At 56.6% G+C, this 19,752-nt stretch carries 16 protein-coding genes and 4 tRNA genes; all 20 read right to left on the bottom strand.

What is annotated here, in order from left to right; genetic code table 11:
* The coding region (locus tag AC07OF_RS25610; RefSeq protein WP_495073666.1) for a GTP-binding protein at positions 1 to 308 on the bottom strand (308 nt) is incomplete at its 3' end.
* A 30-nt stretch (positions 309 to 338) separates the two neighbouring features.
* Positions 339 to 2,486 (bottom strand): elongation factor G, encoded by a 2,148-nt coding sequence (gene fusA / locus AC07OF_RS25605; RefSeq protein ID WP_157190971.1) that lies wholly within the window; start codon positions 2,484 to 2,486, stop codon positions 339 to 341.
* A gap of 30 nt (positions 2,487 to 2,516) precedes the next feature.
* Positions 2,517 to 2,987, bottom strand: a complete 471-nt coding sequence (rpsG, locus tag AC07OF_RS25600) for a 30S ribosomal protein S7 (protein ID WP_008089143.1) — start codon at positions 2,985 to 2,987, stop codon at positions 2,517 to 2,519.
* A gap of 120 nt (positions 2,988 to 3,107) precedes the next feature.
* Positions 3,108 to 3,479, bottom strand: a complete 372-nt coding sequence (gene rpsL, locus AC07OF_RS25595) for a 30S ribosomal protein S12 (protein WP_003186084.1) — start codon at positions 3,477 to 3,479, stop codon at positions 3,108 to 3,110.
* Positions 3,480 to 3,689: 210 nt separating this feature from the next.
* Positions 3,690 to 7,889: a DNA-directed RNA polymerase subunit beta' gene (rpoC, locus tag AC07OF_RS25590; RefSeq protein WP_028944941.1), complete on the bottom strand. Its 4,200-nt coding sequence runs from the start codon at positions 7,887 to 7,889 to the stop codon at positions 3,690 to 3,692.
* A 64-nt stretch (positions 7,890 to 7,953) separates the two neighbouring features.
* Positions 7,954 to 12,027, bottom strand: coding sequence for a DNA-directed RNA polymerase subunit beta (gene rpoB / locus AC07OF_RS25585; protein ID WP_157190970.1), 4,074 nt, complete (start codon positions 12,025 to 12,027; stop codon positions 7,954 to 7,956).
* Positions 12,028 to 12,246: 219 nt separating this feature from the next.
* Entirely contained in the window at positions 12,247 to 12,612 is a 366-nt protein-coding gene (gene rplL / locus AC07OF_RS25580; RefSeq protein WP_007957596.1) for a 50S ribosomal protein L7/L12, read from the bottom strand.
* 78 nt (positions 12,613 to 12,690) lie between these two features.
* The gene (rplJ, locus tag AC07OF_RS25575) at positions 12,691 to 13,191 is read right to left on the bottom strand and encodes a 50S ribosomal protein L10 (protein ID WP_028944939.1); all 501 of its coding nucleotides are present in this window, start codon (positions 13,189 to 13,191) and stop codon (positions 12,691 to 12,693) included.
* 200 nt (positions 13,192 to 13,391) lie between these two features.
* Positions 13,392 to 14,087 carry a 50S ribosomal protein L1 gene (gene rplA, locus AC07OF_RS25570; protein ID WP_038606147.1) on the bottom strand — a complete coding sequence of 232 codons (696 nt, stop codon included), beginning with the start codon at positions 14,085 to 14,087 and terminating at the stop codon, positions 13,392 to 13,394.
* Positions 14,087 to 14,518, bottom strand: coding sequence for a 50S ribosomal protein L11 (gene rplK, locus AC07OF_RS25565; protein ID WP_028944937.1), 432 nt, complete (start codon positions 14,516 to 14,518; stop codon positions 14,087 to 14,089). The genes rplA and rplK overlap by 1 nt, the downstream gene beginning before the upstream one ends.
* 119 nt (positions 14,519 to 14,637) lie before the next feature.
* Entirely contained in the window at positions 14,638 to 15,171 is a 534-nt protein-coding gene (gene nusG, locus AC07OF_RS25560) for a transcription termination/antitermination protein NusG (protein ID WP_010220294.1), read from the bottom strand.
* 9 nt (positions 15,172 to 15,180) lie between these two features.
* Positions 15,181 to 15,549, bottom strand: coding sequence for a preprotein translocase subunit SecE (secE, locus tag AC07OF_RS25555; protein ID WP_038606143.1), 369 nt, complete (start codon positions 15,547 to 15,549; stop codon positions 15,181 to 15,183).
* 45 nt (positions 15,550 to 15,594) lie between these two features.
* A tRNA-Trp gene (locus tag AC07OF_RS25550) sits at positions 15,595 to 15,670 on the bottom strand.
* A 53-nt stretch (positions 15,671 to 15,723) separates the two neighbouring features.
* Positions 15,724 to 16,917, bottom strand: coding sequence for an elongation factor Tu (gene tuf, locus AC07OF_RS25545; protein ID WP_010220303.1), 1,194 nt, complete (start codon positions 16,915 to 16,917; stop codon positions 15,724 to 15,726).
* 85 nt (positions 16,918 to 17,002) lie between these two features.
* Positions 17,003 to 17,078: transfer RNA gene (locus tag AC07OF_RS25540), tRNA-Thr, on the bottom strand.
* Between the two features lie 27 nt (positions 17,079 to 17,105).
* Positions 17,106 to 17,179: transfer RNA gene (locus AC07OF_RS25535), tRNA-Gly, on the bottom strand.
* 23 nt (positions 17,180 to 17,202) lie between these two features.
* Positions 17,203 to 17,287, bottom strand: a tRNA-Tyr gene (locus tag AC07OF_RS25530).
* Positions 17,288 to 17,430: 143 nt separating this feature from the next.
* Entirely contained in the window at positions 17,431 to 17,859 is a 429-nt protein-coding gene (locus tag AC07OF_RS25525; protein ID WP_157190969.1) for a hypothetical protein, read from the bottom strand.
* 7 nt (positions 17,860 to 17,866) lie between these two features.
* The gene (locus AC07OF_RS25520) at positions 17,867 to 18,613 is read right to left on the bottom strand and encodes a pantothenate kinase (RefSeq protein WP_157190968.1); all 747 of its coding nucleotides are present in this window, start codon (positions 18,611 to 18,613) and stop codon (positions 17,867 to 17,869) included.
* Positions 18,603 to 19,562: a bifunctional biotin--[acetyl-CoA-carboxylase] ligase/biotin operon repressor BirA gene (gene birA, locus AC07OF_RS25515; RefSeq protein WP_157190967.1), complete on the bottom strand. Its 960-nt coding sequence runs from the start codon at positions 19,560 to 19,562 to the stop codon at positions 18,603 to 18,605. Before birA ends, AC07OF_RS25520 begins: the two co-directional genes overlap by 11 nt.
* Between the last annotated feature and the right edge of the window lie 190 nt (positions 19,563 to 19,752).

Here is a 19,752-nt window from a genome sequence, read left to right as displayed (position 1 = left end):
ATCGCGCCGTCCATCTGGGCAGCACCGGTGATCATGTTCTTCACGTAGTCAGCGTGACCTGGGCAGTCAACGTGAGCGTAGTGACGAATGTTCGAGTTGTACTCGACGTGCGCGGTGTTGATGGTGATACCGCGAGCTTTCTCTTCTGGAGCCGAGTCGATCTTGTCGAACTCAACAACGGCCGAACCGAAAACTTCGGAGCAGACGCGGGTCAGAGCAGCAGTCAGAGTGGTTTTACCGTGGTCAACGTGACCGATGGTGCCAACGTTGACGTGCGGAAGGGAACGATCAAATTTTTCTTTAGCCACGACAGTGAACCTCTTGCCTAAAGGGCTGGATTAGCCTTGTTTTTTAACGAGTGCTTCGACGATATTCGACGGAGCTTCGGCGTATTTGGAGAATTCCATGGAGTAGCTCGCGCGACCCTGAGACATGGAACGAACGTCGGTCGCATAACCGAACATCTCTCCGAGCGGAACTTCAGCACGGACAACCTTGCCGGACACCGAATCTTCCATACCCTGGATCAGACCACGACGACGGTTCAGGTCACCCATCACGTCACCCATGTAGTCCTCAGGGGTCACAACTTCTACCTTCATGATCGGCTCAAGCACCTTACCGCCGCCTTTGGCTGCGAGTTGCTTGGTCGCCATGGAAGCGGCCACCTTGAACGCCATCTCGTTCGAGTCGACGTCGTGGTAGGAACCATCAAACACGGTTGCCTTCAGGCCGATCAGCGGATAGCCGGCAACGATGCCGTTCTTCATCTGCTCTTCGATGCCCTTCTGGATCGCCGGGATGTATTCCTTAGGAACCACACCACCTACAACTTCGTTGGTGAACTCCAGGCCTTCGGTGATGTTGCCTTGTGCGTCCACTGATGGCTGCGAGAAGCGAATCCAGCAGTGACCGAACTGACCACGACCACCGGACTGACGAACGAACTTACCTTCGATCTCGACGTTGTCCTTGGTGATCTGCTCGCGGTAGGAAACCTGCGGCTTACCGATGTTGGCCTCAACGTTGAACTCGCGCTTCATGCGGTCAACGAGGATGTCCAGGTGAAGCTCGCCCATACCCGAGATGATGGTCTGGCCGGTTTCTTCATCAGTCTTGACGCGGAACGACGGGTCTTCCTGAGCCAGTTTGCCCAGTGCAATACCCATCTTCTCCTGGTCCTGCTTGGTCTTCGGCTCAACAGCTACCGAGATCACAGGCTCCGGGAAGTCCATACGCTCGAGGATGATCGGCTTGTCGGCGTTGCACAGGGTGTCACCGGTGGTGACGTCCTTCATGCCGATCAGAGCAGCGATGTCGCCTGCCAGTACTTCTTTGATTTCTTCACGCTGGTTGGCGTGCATTTGCACCATACGACCAACGCGCTCTTTCTTGCCCTTGACCGAGTTGATCACGGAGTCGCCGGACTGCAGCATACCCGAGTAAACGCGGACGAAGGTCAGAGTACCAACGAACGGGTCGGTGGCAATCTTGAACGCCAGAGCCGAGAACGGCTCGTTGTCGTCTGCATGACGCTCGTCGTAGTCTTCTGCAACCAGCTCGTCTTTCGGCTTCTCGATCAGGTCAGGGTGGATACCCTTGATCGCAGGAATCTCGGTCGGAGCAGGCAGGAAGTCGATAACAGCATCGAGAACCAGAGGAACGCCCTTGTTCTTGAAGGAAGAACCGCAGACAGCCGGAACGATCTCGCTGGCCAGGGTGCGCGCACGCAGACCGGCTTTGATTTCTTCGACCGACAGCTCACCTTCTTCAAGGTACTTGTTCATCAGCTCTTCGGTGGCTTCGGCAGCGGCTTCGACCATGTTGGCGCGCCACTCTTCAGCCAGCTCCAGCATATCGGCAGGAATTTCTTCCTCGCGATAGGTGGTGCCTTTGTCGTCGTCGTTCCAGTAGATAGCCTTCATTTTGATCAGGTCAACCTGACCCTGGAAGTTATCTTCCGAACCGATGGCCAGTTGAACAGGAACCGGGGTGTGACCCAGACGGTTCTTGATCTGACCTACAACGCGCAGGAAGTCAGCGCCAGCGCGGTCCATCTTGTTCACGTAAACAACACGTGGAACGCCGTATTTGTTGGCTTGACGCCATACGGTTTCGGACTGCGGCTCAACGCCGGAGGTACCGCAGAATACAACGACAGCGCCGTCGAGTACGCGCAGCGAACGTTCTACTTCAATGGTGAAGTCAACGTGGCCAGGGGTATCGATGACGTTTACGCGGTATTTGCCGTACTGGCCACGGGAACCTTCCCAGAAGGTGGTAACAGCAGCGGAGGTAATGGTAATACCCCGCTCCTGCTCCTGCACCATCCAGTCGGTGGTCGCGGCGCCGTCATGCACCTCGCCCATTTTGTGGCTCAGACCTGTGTAAAACAGGATCCGCTCGGTAGTGGTAGTTTTGCCCGCGTCAACGTGCGCGCAAATACCAATGTTACGGTAGCGGTTGATTGGTGTAGTACGAGCCATAGAGCCCTCGCAAAAATAGTGATGCCTGAATTAGAAGCGGTAGTGCGAGAACGCTTTGTTGGCTTCGGCCATACGGTGTACGTCTTCACGCTTCTTGACTGCAGCACCTTTGCCTTCAGCAGCATCCAGCAGCTCGCCAGCCAGGCGCAGAGCCATGGACTTCTCGCCACGCTTGCGGGCGTAGTCTACCAACCAGCGCATTGCCAGGGCGTTACGACGGGATGGACGAACTTCAACAGGAACCTGGTAAGTGGCACCGCCAACACGGCGCGACTTAACTTCGACCAGCGGAGCGATGGCGTCGAGAGCTTTCTCGAAGATTTCCAGGGGATCGCTGTTCTTGCGTTCTTTAACCTTGTCCAGTGCACCGTAAACGATACGCTCGGCAACGGCTTTCTTGCCGCTTTCCATAACGTGGTTCATGAACTTGGCGAGGATCTGGCTTCCGTATTTTGGATCGTCCAGAATCTCACGCTTGGCTGCTACACGACGTCTTGGCATTGATAAGCCCTCAAACGGTCTTCAGGTTAGCCCGGGACAGTGAACCCAAAGGGTGCGTGCCCGACCTTACTCTTATCGACTCAATAAAATTGATAACTGCAAACTGCAACAAACGGCCGATTACTTCGGACGCTTGGTACCGTACTTCGAACGACCTTGGTTACGACCTTTAACGCCGGAGGTATCCAGGGAGCCGCGAACGGTGTGGTAACGAACACCTGGCAAGTCTTTTACACGACCGCCACGGATCAGTACGACGCTGTGCTCTTGCAGGTTGTGGCCTTCACCGCCGATGTACGAGGAAACCTCGAAACCGTTGGTCAGACGCACACGGCATACTTTACGCAGTGCCGAGTTAGGTTTTTTCGGCGTGGTGGTGTACACACGGGTGCACACGCCACGACGTTGCGGGCAGTTCTGCAGCGCAGGAACGTCGGATTTCTCGACGATACGCTTACGCGGCTGACGTACCAGCTGGTTGATAGTTGCCATCTACTAGCTCCACTGTTGTCTTGCGACGCTATTGTCTTGCAAGAAAAGCAAAAATTGGCAGGACGGAGTCCCACCAAATTTAGGGGTACAAGAGTCTAAAGAGGATCTTGCCCCCAGTCAAGACGAGGCCCCAGCCTCCCTCCTCCAGTCATCGGCAACAATTTATGTTGCCAATGACCGGATCGGGTCAGCCAGGGCCCAGTCCTACTTTCAGTTACCGCTGGAGTTCAGCGCTTCAGTCAGTGCGGCTTCCACCTCACTGGCACTTACGCGCAGCGGCTTGTCGGCATCACGGCGACGCTTGCGCTCGCTGTGGTAGGCCAGACCGGTACCGGCCGGGATCAGACGACCCACGACCACGTTTTCTTTCAGGCCACGCAGGTAATCGCGCTTGCCGGTTACCGCCGCTTCGGTCAGTACGCGAGTGGTTTCCTGGAAGGAAGCCGCCGAGATGAACGATTCGGTGGACAGCGAGGCCTTGGTGATACCCAGCAGTACACGAGTGAACTTGGAGACAAACTTGTCTTCCGCGCTGAGGCGCTCGTTCTCTACCAGTACCTGGGTCAGTTCCATCTGGTCGCCCTTGATGAAGCTGGAGTCACCCGATTCAGCGATCTCAACTTTACGCAGCATCTGACGCAGGATGGTCTCGATGTGCTTGTCGTTGATCTTCACGCCTTGCAGACGGTAAACGTCCTGGATCTCGTTGACGATGTACTTGGCCAGCGCGCTGACACCCAGCAGACGCAGGATATCGTGCGGATCGCTTGGGCCGTCGGAGATAACTTCGCCGCGGTTCACTTGTTCGCCTTCGAAGACGTTCAGGTGACGCCACTTCGGAATCAGCTCCTCGTACGGATCGCTACCGTCGTTCGGAGTGATGACCAGACGGCGCTTGCCTTTGGTCTCTTTACCGAAGGCGATGGTGCCGCTGACTTCAGCCAGAATCGAGGCTTCTTTCGGACGACGGGCTTCGAACAGGTCGGCAACGCGTGGCAGACCACCGGTGATGTCACGGGTCTTCGACGTTTCTTGCGGGATACGCGCGATAACGTCACCGACACCGATCTGGGCACCGTCAGCCACACCAACCAGGGCGTTCGCCGGCAGGAAGTACTGAGCCGGTACGTCGGTACCTGGCAGCAGCAGATCCTTGCCATTGGCGTCGACCATCTTGATTGCAGGACGGATTTCCTTACCTGCAGCCGGACGGTCTTTGACGTCCAGAACTTCAATGTTGGTCAAACCAGTCAATTCGTCAGTCTGACGCTTGATGGTGATGCCTTCTTCCATGCCCACGAAGGTCACGGTACCTTTCATTTCGGTAACGATCGGGTGGGTGTGCGGGTCCCACTTGGCGACGATTGCGCCAGCGTCGACCTTGTCGCCTTCCTTCACCGAAATCACGGCGCCGTAAGGCAGCTTGTAACGCTCACGCTCACGACCGAACTCGTCGGCAATCGCCAACTCACCGGAACGCGATACGGCAACCAGGTTACCGTCGGCACGCTCAACCTGTTTCAGGTTGTGCAGACGCACCATACCGCCGTTCTTCACCTGGACGCTGTCAGCAGCCGAGGTCCGGCTTGCAGCACCACCGATGTGGAACGTACGCATGGTCAGCTGGGTGCCCGGCTCACCGATCGACTGAGCAGCGATAACGCCGACAGCTTCACCGATGTTCACCTGGTGACCGCGAGCCAGGTCACGACCGTAGCACTTGGCGCAGATACCGTAGCGGGTTTCGCAGCTGATCGGCGAACGCACGATCACTTCGTCGATGCTGTTCAGCTCGATGAATTCAACCCACTTCTCGTCGACCAGGGTACCGGCCGGAACGATAACGTCGTCGGTGCCTGGCTTGAACACGTCACGGGCGATAACACGACCCAGTACACGCTCACCCAGCGGCTCTACAACGTCGCCGCCTTCAATGTGCGGCGTCATCAGCAGGCCCTGCTCGGTGCCGCAGTCGATCTCGGTAACTACCAGATCCTGGGCAACGTCTACCAGACGACGGGTCAGGTAACCGGAGTTCGCGGTTTTCAACGCGGTATCCGCCAGACCTTTACGAGCACCGTGAGTCGAGATGAAGTACTGGAGTACGCTCAGACCTTCACGGAAGTTTGCAGTGATCGGCGTCTCGATGATCGAGCCGTCCGGCTTGGCCATCAGACCACGCATACCGGCCAGCTGACGAATCTGAGCTGCCGAACCCCGGGCACCGGAGTCAGCCATCATGTACATCGAGTTGAAGGACTCTTGCTCGACTTCGTCACCATTGCGGTCAATGACCTTCTCTTTCGAGAGGTTGGCCATCATCGCCTTGGAAACTTCGTCGTTCGCCTTGGACCACAAGTCGATGACTTTGTTGTACTTCTCGCCCTGGGTTACCAGGCCGGAGGCGTACTGGCTCTCGATCTCTTTCACTTCGTCGGTAGCAGTACCGATGATGCGGGCTTTTTCATCCGGGATAACGAAGTCGTTAACACCGATGGAAACGCCAGAGATGGTCGAGTAGGCAAAACCGGTGTACATCAGCTGGTCAGCGAAGATCACGGTCTCTTTCAGACCAACCACGCGGTAGCACTGGTTGATCAGCTTGGAGATCGCCTTTTTCTTCATTGGCTGGTTGACCACGTCGTACGACAGACCTGGCGGTACAACCTGGAACAGCAGAGCACGGCCGACAGTGGTGTCGACAATACGGGTGTTCTTGACGCTGCCGCCATCACGATCGTTGACGGTTTCGTTGATACGAACCTTGATCTTGGCGTGCAGGGCAGCTTCGCCGGCGCGGAATACGCGGTCGACTTCCTGCAGGTCGGCGAATACGCGACCTTCGCCCTTGGCGTTGATGGCTTCACGGGTCATGTAGTACAGACCCAGTACAACGTCCTGCGACGGAACGATGATTGGCTCACCGTTGGCTGGCGACAGAATGTTGTTGGTCGACATCATCAGCGCGCGCGCTTCGAGCTGGGCTTCCAGCGTCAGCGGCACGTGAACGGCCATTTGGTCACCGTCGAAGTCGGCGTTGTACGCGGCACAGACCAACGGGTGCAGCTGGATAGCCTTACCTTCGATCAGTACTGGTTCAAAGGCCTGGATACCCAGACGGTGAAGGGTCGGTGCACGGTTGAGCAGCACGGGGTGTTCGCGAATCACTTCGGCGAGAACGTCCCAAACCTCTGGCAGCTCGCGCTCGACCATCTTCTTGGCAGCCTTGATGGTGGTCGCCAGACCACGCATTTCCAGCTTGCCGAAAATGAACGGCTTGAACAGCTCGAGAGCCATTTTCTTCGGCAGACCGCACTGGTGCAGACGCAGGGTCGGACCTACGGTAATTACCGAACGGCCAGAGTAGTCAACACGCTTACCGAGCAAGTTCTGACGGAAACGACCTTGCTTACCCTTGATCATGTCGGCCAGGGATTTCAGAGGACGCTTGTTCGAGCCGGTGATGGCACGACCGCGACGGCCGTTATCCAGCAAGGCGTCGACCGCTTCCTGCAGCATGCGCTTTTCGTTGCGCACGATGATGTCCGGCGCGGACAGGTCGAGCAGGCGCTTCAGACGGTTGTTACGGTTGATCACCCGACGATACAGATCGTTCAGGTCGGAAGTCGCGAAGCGACCGCCATCCAGCGGAACCAATGGACGCAGATCTGGCGGCAGAACCGGCAGAACGGTCAGGACCATCCACTCAGGCAGGTTGCCCGAGCCCTGGAAGGCTTCCATCAGCTTCAGACGCTTGGACAGCTTCTTGATCTTGGTTTCCGAGTTGGTCTGCGGAATCTCTTCGCGCAGGCGGCCAATCTCGTGCTCCAGGTCGATAGCGTGCAGCAGCTCGCGGACAGCCTCGGCACCCATGCGGGCGTCGAAGTCATCGCCGAACTCTTCCAGCGCTTCGAAATACTGCTCATCGTTGAGCAGCTGACCTTTTTCCAGAGTGGTCATGCCCGGATCGATAACGACATAGCTCTCGAAGTAGAGAACGCGCTCGATATCACGCAGGGTCATGTCCATCAGCAAGCCGATACGCGACGGCAGCGATTTCAGGAACCAGATGTGGGCAACTGGAGAGGCCAGTTCGATGTGCGCCATGCGCTCACGACGAACCTTGGCCAGGGCGACTTCAACGCCGCACTTCTCACAGATAACGCCACGGTGTTTCAGGCGCTTGTACTTACCGCACAGGCACTCGTAGTCCTTGACTGGGCCAAAGATCTTGGCGCAGAACAGGCCGTCACGCTCAGGTTTGAACGTACGGTAGTTGATGGTTTCCGGCTTTTTAACTTCACCGAACGACCACGAACGGATCATCTCAGGCGAGGCCAATCCGATACGGATGGCGTCGAACTCTTCGACTTGACCCTGGTTTTTCAGCAAATTCAGTAGGTCTTTCAAGGCCTTTCCTCCTGGCGGAGCAGGGAGCGGGCTTTTCAGCCACGCTCCCGATTCGCGTCACGTGTTATTCGGTTTCCAGATCGATATCGATACCGAGCGAACGGATCTCTTTGATCAACACGTTGAAGGACTCGGGCATGCCCGGCTCCATACGGTGATCGCCGTCCACGATGTTTTTGTACATCTTGGTCCGACCGTTCACGTCGTCCGACTTCACTGTGAGCATTTCTTGCAGGGTGTATGCCGCGCCGTATGCTTCCAGCGCCCACACTTCCATCTCCCCGAAACGCTGACCACCGAACTGCGCCTTACCACCCAGCGGCTGCTGGGTAACCAGGCTGTAAGAACCAGTGGAACGCGCGTGCATCTTGTCGTCCACCAAGTGGTTCAGCTTGAGCATGTACATGTAACCAACGGTCACTGGACGCTCGAACTTGTTACCGGTACGGCCGTCGAACAGCTGCATCTGACCGCTTTCTGGCATGTCTGCCAGTTTCAGCATGGCCTTGATTTCGCTTTCCTTGGCGCCGTCGAAGACTGGAGTGGCCATTGGCACACCGCCTTTGAGGTTCTTCGCCAGATCCAGGATTTCCTGGTCGGAGAAGTCTTCCAGGCTTTCCTGACGACCACCGATCTCGTTGTAGATCTCGGTGAGGAACTTGCGCAGTTCAATGACCTTGCGCTGCTCTTCGAGCATGCGGTTGATCTTCTCACCCAGACCTTTGGCCGCCAGGCCCAGGTGGGTTTCGAGGATCTGACCAACGTTCATACGCGATGGTACACCCAGTGGGTTGAGTACCACGTCAACCGGAGTACCGTTGGCGTCGTGCGGCATGTCTTCGACCGGCATGATCACCGAGACCACACCCTTGTTACCGTGACGACCGGCCATCTTGTCGCCCGGCTGGATGCGGCGACGGATTGCCAGGTAGACCTTGACGATCTTCAGTACGCCCGGTGCCAGGTCATCGCCCTGCTGCAGCTTGCGCTTCTTGTCTTCGAACTTGTCGTCCAGCAGACGGCGACGATCAACGATGTAGGCCTGGGCCTTCTCGAGTTGCTCGTTCAGCGCGTCTTCGGCCATGCGCAGTTTGAACCACTGGCCGTGCTCCAGACCGTCCAGCACTTCGTTGGTGATCACAGTGCCTTTCTTCAGGCCTGCACCACCATCGACGACCTGGCCGTTCAGGGCAGAACGCAGACGTTCGAAGGTTGCGCCTTCAACGATACGGAACTCTTCGTTCAGGTCCTTGCGGATCTCGTCGAGCTGCATCTTCTCGATGGACAGCGCACGGCTGTCGCGCTCAACGCCGTCACGGGTGAAGACCTGTACGTCGATGACAGTACCTTTGGTGCCGGTAGGCACGCGCAGGGAGGTGTCTTTAACGTCGCTGGCCTTCTCACCGAAGATCGCGCGCAGCAGCTTCTCTTCTGGAGTCAGCTGGGTTTCGCCTTTTGGCGTGACCTTGCCGACCAGAATGTCGCCAGCGCCGACTTCAGCACCCACGTAAACAATACCGGCTTCGTCCAGCTTGTTCAGCGCAGCTTCACCGACGTTCGGAATGTCCGCGGTGATCTCTTCTGGGCCAAGCTTGGTGTCACGGGCCACACAGGTCAGTTCCTGGATGTGGATCGTGGTGAAGCGGTCTTCCTGAACCACACGCTCGGACAGGCAGATGGAGTCTTCGAAGTTGAAGCCGTTCCACGCCATGAACGCGATACGCATGTTCTGACCCAGTGCCAGTTCACCCATGTCGGTGGACGGGCCGTCGGCCATGATGTCGCTACGCTGAACCACATCACCTTTGCTCACCAGCGGACGCTGGTTGATGCAGGTGTTCTGGTTCGAACGGGTGTACTTGGTCAGGTTGTAGATGTCGACACCGGCTTCACCGGTTTCAACTTCGTCATCAGCAACGCGAACAACGATACGGCTGGCATCGACGGAATCGATCACGCCGCCACGACGAGCCACGACGCAAACGCCGGAGTCACGGGCAACGTTACGCTCCATGCCGGTACCGACCAGCGGCTTGTCGGCACGCAGGGTTGGTACAGCCTGACGCTGCATGTTCGAACCCATCAACGCACGGTTGGCGTCGTCGTGCTCGAGGAACGGAATCAGCGACGCTGCAACCGAAACTACCTGCTTCGGCGAAACATCCATCAGGGTGACGTCTTCCGGCGCCTTGACGGTGAATTCGTTCAGGTGACGAACGGCTACCAGCTCGTCGATCAGTTGCTTCTTCTCGTTCATCGCGGCCGAAGCCTGGGCGATGACGTGATCAGCTTCTTCGATCGCCGACAGGAACACGATGTCGTCGGTGACAACACCCTCTTTAACCACACGGTACGGGCTTTCCAGGAAGCCGTACTGGTTGGTGCGGGCATAGGCCGCCAGGGAGTTGATCAGACCGATGTTCGGACCTTCAGGAGTCTCGATCGGGCACACACGGCCGTAGTGGGTCGGGTGTACGTCACGAACTTCGAAGCCTGCACGCTCACGGGTCAGACCACCAGGGCCGAGTGCGGAGACACGACGCTTGTGGGTGATCTCGGAGAGCGGGTTGTTCTGGTCCATGAACTGCGAGAGCTGGCTGGAGCCGAAGAACTCTTTCACCGCCGCCGCAACCGGCTTGGCGTTGATCAGGTCCTGAGGCATCAGGCCTTCGCTTTCTGCCATCGACAGACGCTCTTTGACCGCACGCTCAACACGCACCAGGCCAACGCGGAACTGGTTCTCGGCCATCTCGCCGACGCAACGAACGCGACGGTTACCGAGGTGGTCGATGTCGTCGACGATGCCTTTGCCGTTACGGATATCGACCAGGGTCTTGAGGACCTCGACGATGTCTTCCTTGCTCAGCACGCCCGAACCTTCGATCTCGGTGCGACCGATACGACGGTTGAACTTCATGCGACCAACGGCCGACAGGTCGTAACGCTCGGCGCTGAAGAACAGGTTGTTGAACAGGGTCTCGGCAGCATCCTTGGTTGGCGGCTCGCCAGGACGCATCATCCGGTAGATTTCGACCAGCGCTTCCAGCTGATTGCTGGTGGAGTCGATCTTCAGGGTATCGGAGATGAACGGACCGCAGTCGATGTCGTTGGTGTACAGGGTCTCGATGCGGACAACCTGAGCCTTGGCGATCTTGATCAGCAGCTCGGTGTTCAGCTCGGTGTTGCACTCGGCCAGGATTTCGCCGGTAGCCGGGTGCACGATGGCCTTGGCGGTGGTGCGGCCCAGGACGTATTCCATAGGAACGTCGAGCTGCTTCACGCCGGCCTTTTCCAGCTGGTTGATGTGGCGAGCGGTAATACGACGACCTTGCTCGACAATCACCTTGCCGGTTTCATCATGGATGTCCATGACCGCAACTTCACCACGCAGGCGCTGAGGCACCAGCTCCAGGCTCAGGCTCTCGCCCGACACGTGGAATACGTTGGTGGTGTAGAAAGCGTTGAGCACTTCTTCAGTGCTGTAGCCCAGCGCGCGCAGCAATACCGACGCAGGCAGCTTGCGACGACGGTCGATACGGACGAATACACAGTCTTTCGGATCGAACTCGAAGTCCAGCCACGAGCCGCGGTACGGAATGATCCGCGCCGAGTACAGCAGTTTGCCAGAGCTGTGCGTTTTGCCGCGGTCGTGATCGAAGAACACGCCCGGCGAACGGTGCAGCTGGGAAACGATAACACGCTCGGTACCGTTGATTACGAAGGTACCGTTTTCAGTCATCAGGGGGATTTCACCCATGTAGACTTCTTGCTCTTTGATGTCCTTGATCGCTTTGTTCGACGATTCTTTGTCGAAAATGATCAGGCGGACTTTTACCCGCAGCGGTACCGCGTAGGTCACGCCGCGCAGTACGCATTCTTTGACATCAAAAGCCGGTTCGCCCAGACGATAGCCAACGTACTCCAGGGCAGCATTGCCGGAGTAGCTGATGATCGGGAAAACCGATTTGAAGGCCGCATGCAGGCCCACGTCGCGGAACTGATCTTTGGTCGCTCCCGCTTGCAAGAATTCACGATACGAATCCAGCTGGATGGCCAGGAGGTAAGGCACATCCATGACGTCCGGCAACTTGCTAAAGTCCTTGCGGATACGTTTTTTCTCAGTGTATGAGTAAGCCATCAGCGTTCCCCAGCTTGGTCACCTGCTTGTTTGGCTTCTCCCGACGGGAGCAGCCAGAAAATCGTGCAAACCCCATGGTTTGCGCCACCATCGTTGGTGGTTACAGCTCGTTATCGGCGCCGACCTGGTCAGCTGCCAATAACGGAAAAAGGCCGGTGGCAAGAGCCACCAGCCATCAGCCGTTTGCTTAGCGCTCGGGCTGGAGTCGCAAAGTCGAAATTACTTGAGTTCGACTTTAGCGCCTGCTTCTTCCAGCTTCTTCTTGGCGTCTTCAGCGGCTTCTTTCGAAACGCCTTCAGCGACAACCTGAGGAGCGCCGTCAACTTTCTCTTTGGCTTCTTTCAGGCCCAGACCGGTCAGTTCACGAACGGCCTTGATCACGTTGACTTTCTTCTCGCCGGCTTCAACCAGAACTACGTTGAATTCGGTTTGCTCTTCAACAACGGCAGCGGCAGCAGCTGGGCCAGCAGCGGCAACAGCAGCGGTAACGCCGAAGGTTTCTTCCATTGCTTTGATCAGCTCAACAACTTCCAGAACGGTTTTCTGGCCGATTGCTTCGATGATTTGCTCGTTAGTCAGAGACATGACTTAAATCCTGTATTGGGGTGACAGCCTACGCAGCTATCAAATTAAACGTATGATTTCGAAAGGGCTTTCTGTGCCTTAGGCAGCAGTAGCTTCTTTCTGGTCGCGAATAGCTGCCAAAGTACGAGCCAGCTTGCTGGTAGCGCCTTGGATCACGCTCATCAGCTTCGCGATAGCTTCGTCGCGGGTCGGCAGGGTAGCCAACACGTCGATTTCGTTAGCGGCAAGGAACTTGCCGTCGAACGCAGCTGCCTTGATCTCGAACTTGTCCTGACCCTTGGCGAACTCTTTGAACAGACGAGCAGCAGCGCCCGGGTGTTCGTTGGAGAATGCGATCAGGGTCGGGCCGGTGAAGGCGTCGTTGAGAACACTGAATTCAGTGTCAGCAACAGCGCGCTTGAGCAGGGTGTTACGTACGACACGTACGTATACGCCAGCTTCACGAGCCTCTTTACGGAGTCCGGTCATTGCGCCTACAGTCACACCACGGGCATCAGCCACGACAGCGGACAGAGCGACTTTGGCAGCCTCGTTGACTTCAGCGACGATGGCCTTCTTGTCTTCGAGTTTAATTGCCACGGGTAAAACTCCTGCTTGTTACCGTTTCATCTGGCCGAAGCCGGATGTCGTTTTGGTGTCTGATTCGGTAAGGAACCGGGAGCACCATCTGCGTAGGCTTGAGGTTTAAGGCTTGCGCCGCCTACGGTCTTGGATAGCCCCCGCCAGGCAGGGACCCCAATTTTTTCAAGCGGACGCGATTACTCGCGCCGGCTTTTGTCTTACGCGTTCAGCGAGCTCTGGTCGATGACCAGACCTGGGCCCATAGTGGTGCTCAGGGTAACGCGCTTAACGTAGATACCTTTCGAGGAAGCTGGCTTGATACGCTTCAGATCAGCGATCAGGGCTTCAACGTTTTCCTTCAGCTTGCCAGCTTCAAAGCCGACCTTGCCAACGGAGGTGTGGATGATGCCGTTTTTGTCGGTGCGATAACGAACCTGACCAGCCTTGGCGTTTTTGACCGCGGTGGCTACGTCTGGAGTTACGGTACCGACTTTCGGGTTAGGCATCAGGCCGCGAGGACCCAGAACCTGACCCAGTTGACCTACAACACGCATTGCGTCCGGGGAAGCAATAACGACGTCATAGTTCAGGTCGCCGCCTTTCATTTCGGCAGCCAGATCGTCCATACCTACACGGTCAGCGCCGGCAGCCAGAGCGGCCTCAGCAGCTGGACCCTGGGTGAAGACGGCAACACGTACGGTCTTGCCAGTGCCGTGTGGCAGCACGGTAGCGCTACGAACGACCTGGTCGGATTTACGTGGATCAACGCCGAGGTTGACAGCAACGTCGAAGGATTCGCTGAACTTCACGGTGGACAGTTCGGCCAGCAGCACTGCTGCGTCTTCGAAGTTGTAGACTTTGCCAGCTTCGATTTTCGAAGCAATGGCCTTTTGGCGCTTGGTCAGCTTAGCCATTACACACCCTCCACGTTGAGGCCCATGCTGCGAGCAGAACCGGCGATGGTACGCACGGCTGCTTCCATGTCAGCGGCAGTCAGATCAGCATTTTTGGTTTTTGCGATCTCTTCCAGCTGAGCACGGGTCACAGTACCGACTTTAACGGTGTTCGGACGTGCAGAACCGCTGGTCAGGCCAGCTGCTTTCTTCAGCAGAACCGAAGCAGGGGTGCTTTTGGTTTCGAAGGTGAAGCTGCGGTCACTGTAAACAGTGATGATCACAGGAGTCGGCAGACCGGCTTCTTGACCCTGAGTACGGGCGTTGAAGGCCTTGCAGAATTCCATGATGTTCACACCGTGTTGACCCAGTGCTGGACCAACGGGTGGGCTTGGGTTGGCCTGGCCGGCCTTTACTTGCAGCTTGATGTAAGCCTGAATCTTCTTAGCCATGAGCTACTCCAATATCGGGTACGAACGCCAGATGGCTCCCCGGATTACTTACGTTTTATCCCAGTGACGACAAAACCCCGCAGCACATAGGGCTGCGGGGTATGGGATGCTTTGTTCGGCTAGACCTTTTCGACCTGGCTGAACTCAAGCTCTACCGGGGTAGAGCGACCGAAAATAAGCACGGCCACTTGGATCCGGCTCTTCTCGTAGTTAACTTCTTCAACAGTACCGTTGAAATCAGCAAACGGGCCATCGATAACGCGGACCACTTCACCCGGCTCGAACAGCGTTTTCGGCTTGGGCTTGTCGCTGCCATCGGCAACGCGACGCAGAATGGCTTCAGCTTCTTTATCAGTGATTGGCGCAGGTTTGTCTGCAGTACCACCGATGAAGCCCATGACACGAGGGGTATCCTTGACCAAGTGCCAGGTACCTTCGTTCATGTCCATTTGCACCAGGACATAGCCAGGGAAGAACTTACGTTCGCTCTTGCGCTTCTGGCCATTGCGCATCTCAACCACTTCTTCAGTGGGGACCAGAATTTCGCCGAAGCCGTCTTCCATGCCAGCCAGCTTTACGCGCTCGATCAGCGAGCGCATTACATGCTTCTCGTAACCCGAGTAAGCATGCACAACATACCAACGCTTAGCCACGGGACACCCTTAGCCAACAATCAAGGAAATCAACCAACCGAGCAGGGAGTCAAGACCCCACAGCAGCAACGCCATAACCAGAACAACCGCCACTACGATGAGCGTGGTTTGCATGGTCTCTTGACGGGTTGGCCATACGACTTTACGAATCTCGGTGCGAGCTTCCTTCACCAGCGTAAAGAACGACTTGCCCTTGGCGGTCTGCAGGGCGATAAAGCCAGCAACAGCAGCCAGAACGAGCAGTGCGAGTACGCGATACAGAATCGGCGAAGCGGAGTAATAAAGATTACCCACAACACCAACAACCACCAAAGCGACAACAGCCAGCCACTTGAGCAGATCAAAACGAGAGTCTTGGGCTTCAGCCTTGGGAGTCATCTAGGAAGATCCTGTGAAAAGAAAGCCAGACACACGAGGTGAATCTGGCAGGTCAGGAGGGAATCGAACCCCCAACCTACGGTTTTGGAGACCGTCGCTCTGCCAATTGAGCTACTGACCTAAAAGCTTATCAGGCCGGCCATTATGCCGACCTGATCGAGAGAAATCAACTACTTATTCGATAATCTTTGCTACTACACCAGCGCCGACGGTACGACCGCCTTCACGGATAGCGAAACGCAGACCATCTTCCATTGCGATGGTTTTGATCAGAGTGACAGTCATCTGGATGTTGTCACCTGGCATTACCATTTCAACGCCTTCTGGCAGCTCGCAGTTACCGGTCACGTCAGTAGTACGGAAGTAGAACTGTGGACGGTAGCCTTTGAAGAACGGAGTATGACGGCCGCCCTCTTCTTTGCTCAGAACGTAAACTTCTGCGGTGAACTTGGTGTGCGGCTTAACCGAACCTGGCTTGACCAGAACCTGACCACGCTCAACGTCGTCACGCTTGGTGCCACGCAGCAGAACGCCGCAGTTCTCGCCAGCACGACCTTCGTCCAGCAGCTTGCGGAACATCTCAACACCGGTGCAGGTGGTGGTGGTGGTGTCACGCAGACCAACGATTTCCAGGGCATCCTGAACGCGGACGATACCACGCTCGATACGACCGGTAACAACGGTACCACGACCCGAGATCGAGAATACGTCTTCGATTGGCATCAGGAACGGCTTGTCGATAGCACGCTCAGGCTCTGGGATGTAGCTGTCCAGAGTCTCAACCAGCTTCTTGACAGCGGTGGTGCCCATTTCGTTGTCGTCTTTGCCTTCCAGCGCCATACGAGCCGAACCGATGATGATCGGAGTGTCGTCGCCTGGGAAGTCGTAGGTGGACAGCAGGTCGCGAACTTCCATCTCGACCAGTTCCAGCAGCTCAGCGTCGTCTACCAGGTCAGCCTTGTTCAGGAAGACCACGATGTACGGAACGCCAACCTGACGGGACAGCAGGATGTGCTCACGGGTTTGTGGCATCGGACCATCGGCGGCCGAGCAAACCAGGATCGCGCCGTCCATCTGGGCAGCACCGGTGATCATGTTCTTCACGTAGTCAGCGTGACCTGGGCAGTCAACGTGAGCATAGTGACGAATGTTCGAGTTGTACTCGACATGAGCGGTGTTAATGGTAATACCGCGAGCTTTCTCTTCTGGAGCGCTGTCGATCTTGTCGAATTCGACGACGGCCGAACCGAAAACTTCGGAGCAAACGCGAGTCAGCGCTGCGGTCAGCGTGGTCTTGCCATGGTCAACGTGACCAATGGTGCCGACGTTCACGTGCGGCAGACTACGATCGAACTTTTCCTTAGCCATCGAGACAATCCTCAGCAAGAAGAAATAAGCAAGTTAATACGACCATTAAAACAAAGGCAGATATTTTCATATCTGCCTTGTTATATGGAGCTCTTGAGCGGATTTGAACCGCTGACCTCACCCTTACCAAGGGTGTGCTCTACCAACTGAGCTACAAGAGCGTAACACTATGCAACAACTGCAAAACTTGGAGCGGGTAGCGGGAATCGAACCCGCATCATCAGCTTGGAAGGCTGAGGTTCTACCACTAAACTATACCCGCGGAGCTTGCAGCTCTCGCTAAAATGGTGGAGGGGGAAGGATTCGAACCTTCGAAGTCGTAGACGTCAGATTTACAGTCTGATCCCTTTGGCCGCTCGGGAACCCCTCCTGAGCTGGGCGGCATTTTCAACTCTTGCCGTCCTGCTGTCAAGCTTTTTCTCATTAAAATCTTGAGGTTAGCTAATTTGACAGCTGCTTCTCAGTGTTGCCACTTAGTGGTCATCCCTGTGAAGCGGGCGCCATTCTATCAAGCTATTCGCCAGTTGCAATACCCCTGCACAACATTATTTTATGTTTTAAGTCTTTGAAATCATGGGAAAGTGTTCCGAGCAGGGTTTGGTCCAGCAAACGCTGGCTCTGGGGCGCTATCTGCAACCACAGACCGGTCGCATCTCCGAGGCGACCAACCACCGGAATGGCAGCCACATCCAGGCTAAGCAGGCGCTGGCGCAAGGCATCGAGCTGCTCCTGAGTGTTCATGCCACCGACATAAAGGCACTCCTGACCACGCTCGGGAGCGTGTTTACCCGGATGAGACTCGCTCAACAGGCGAATATCCTGCTGATTACCCTTGTACAGCGATAGCGGTGCGACCTCTTTGACCTTCAAGGGCGCTTCCTGCTGATGCCAGACGTAATAGACGCCGTTAAGCACCACCAGCAACAGAAACAACCAACGCATAGTCACCTCAATCCAGAGGACAGGCCATGGCCAGGCCTACAAATACCAGGTCCGGCACCACTCGGGCACTCGGCGCAGCCTCTTGCACCAGGGGCGCATCACCTCCGGTCAGCAATACGGTGAAATTTTCACCCCACAAGGCTTTTGCATGATCGAGCTGGGAGCGAACGAAACCCTGGAGCATATGCACACAGCCGCGCTCAACCGCCTCTACTGTTGAGCGCCCGGGCGCCATACTCGACAAAGCGCGCTCGGCCGACGCATCGTCATAACGAATACGACGGGTATGGGTGCGCAACTGGCTGCGCATCAACGGCATGCCAGGACAGATGAAGCCCCCCAGGTGCTCGCCATCTGCAGCAACAAAGTCCGCCTTGGCCGCAGTACCAAAATCCATGACCAGGCACGCGCCTTTGGCCAACCGATAAGCCCCCAGCACCGCAAGCCAGCGGTCCAGCCCCAGACGCTCGAAGTCTTCATAACCATTGCGCACGCCAGCCACTTCCCGAGCGGGCTGCGCAACAAGTACTTCAAACCCGAAGCGCTGGGCCAATAGCGCCGATAGCGCTGTAGTTTCTTCTTCACTGCGCACACTGACCAGACGACCACGCTGAGGCGGCTGGGGGAGCGCCGCGACTGCTGTCAGCAATGCCTGATCGGAGTCGACCACACCTCCAGCAACGATAGACGCATCGGCGCTACGGATAACGCGCCATTTGATGAAGCTGTTACCGCAATCGAGCTCAAGAATCATCACGCAACCTCAAACTGAGCTCACCACCACTGAAGCTCTTCTCAACGCCATCGACCACAAGACGCAATGCACCCTGGCCGTCGATACCCAATACCACACCGTCGATCTTGTTGACTCCGGCAATCAAGGACACCGCCCTCCCCTGCCAAAGGTGCGCCTGCTCCCACTCATGCTGGAATGCGGCGAAACCGGCCTGCCGATGCCGCTCAAGGTCGAGCTGCAGATTGTGGTTGAGCCTGGCGACCAACAGATTGCGATCGATGGCCGCACCCGTCTCGCGACGCACAGAGGTCCATTGCTGATCGACCTCGGTCGTAGCCTGCATGTTCACATTGATGCCGATACCCAATACCACGTGGCAGACATCAGCGGGATCGCCAACCAACTCCAGCAGGATACCGGCAATCTTTTGATTATTGACCAGGACGTCGTTTGGCCACTTCAAACCGGCATCAGCCACACCGAAAGACTGCAGCGTACGCATGACCGCAAGCCCCACCACCAGACTCAAGCCCTCAAGCTGACGCATGCCGCCTTCAATACGCAGCACCAGGCTGTAATAGAGGTTCTCGGCAAACGGACTGACCCACTGACGCCCACGCCGCCCGCGCCCTGCCGTCTGACGCTCGGCCAGCACCAGAAAGGGAGCAGCCTGACCTTCAGTGATTGCGCGCAAAGCCTGGGCATTGGTGGAATCAATAGAGTCGAATATTAGTGCAGGCCAGTGCTCTCCCTGCGAGCGCTCGGCAATAGCCGATTCCTCCAGCAGGAACAGCGGCGCGGCCAACTGATAGCCGCGGCCACGCACTTTATGAATGGGCAGATTCAACTCGGCCTCGAGGTGCTGTAACTGTTTCCAGACAGCACTACGACTTACGCCAAGGGCGACCCCCAGGTCCTGCCCGGAATGGAACCGGCCATCCTTGAGGAGCTTCAACAACTTCAGCATGCCAATCTCGACTCGTAATGAGGCTGGCATGATAGCTATGCAGGCAGGGATTGCATAGAAAACTGATGGGTTTCAGGCGCCTGAAGAGACATCTAGCAGAAGAGTAGGCCGCAAAAGACAAAACCCCTACCTGCATGCGCAGATAGGGGTTTCGGAATTTAATCTTGACGATGACCTACTCTCACATGGG

Source organism: Pseudomonas sp. GW821-FHT10B02 (genome assembly GCF_059415665.1).
The sequence above is the reverse complement of the archived record's forward strand: the minus strand, read 5'-3'. Positions and strand labels throughout refer to the sequence as shown.

Bases quoted from the DNA above. Each gene is read 5' to 3' on its own strand.
- rpsL (WP_003186084.1), bottom strand. From the start codon at position 3,479: ATGGCAACTATCAACCAGCTGGTACGTCAGCCGCGTAAGCGTATCGTC.
- fusA (WP_157190971.1), bottom strand. From the start codon at position 2,486: ATGGCTCGTACTACACCAATCAACCGCTACCGTAACATTGGTATTTGC.
- rpoB (WP_157190970.1), bottom strand. From the start codon at position 12,027: ATGGCTTACTCATACACTGAGAAAAAACGTATCCGCAAGGACTTTAGC.
- tuf (WP_010220303.1), bottom strand. From the start codon at position 16,917: ATGGCTAAGGAAAAGTTCGATCGTAGTCTGCCGCACGTGAACGTCGGC.
- birA (WP_157190967.1), bottom strand. From the start codon at position 19,562: ATGCTGAAGTTGTTGAAGCTCCTCAAGGATGGCCGGTTCCATTCCGGG.
- rplL (WP_007957596.1), bottom strand. From the start codon at position 12,612: ATGTCTCTGACTAACGAGCAAATCATCGAAGCAATCGGCCAGAAAACC.
- rplA (WP_038606147.1), bottom strand. From the start codon at position 14,087: ATGGCTAAGCTGACCAAGCGCCAAAAGGCCATTGCTTCGAAAATCGAA.
- secE (WP_038606143.1), bottom strand. From the start codon at position 15,549: ATGACTCCCAAGGCTGAAGCCCAAGACTCTCGTTTTGATCTGCTCAAG.
- rpsG (WP_008089143.1), bottom strand. From the start codon at position 2,987: ATGCCAAGACGTCGTGTAGCAGCCAAGCGTGAGATTCTGGACGATCCA.
- rplK (WP_028944937.1), bottom strand. From the start codon at position 14,518: ATGGCTAAGAAGATTCAGGCTTACATCAAGCTGCAAGTAAAGGCCGGC.
- AC07OF_RS25525 (WP_157190969.1), bottom strand. From the start codon at position 17,859: ATGCGTTGGTTGTTTCTGTTGCTGGTGGTGCTTAACGGCGTCTATTAC.
- AC07OF_RS25520 (WP_157190968.1), bottom strand. From the start codon at position 18,613: ATGATTCTTGAGCTCGATTGCGGTAACAGCTTCATCAAATGGCGCGTT.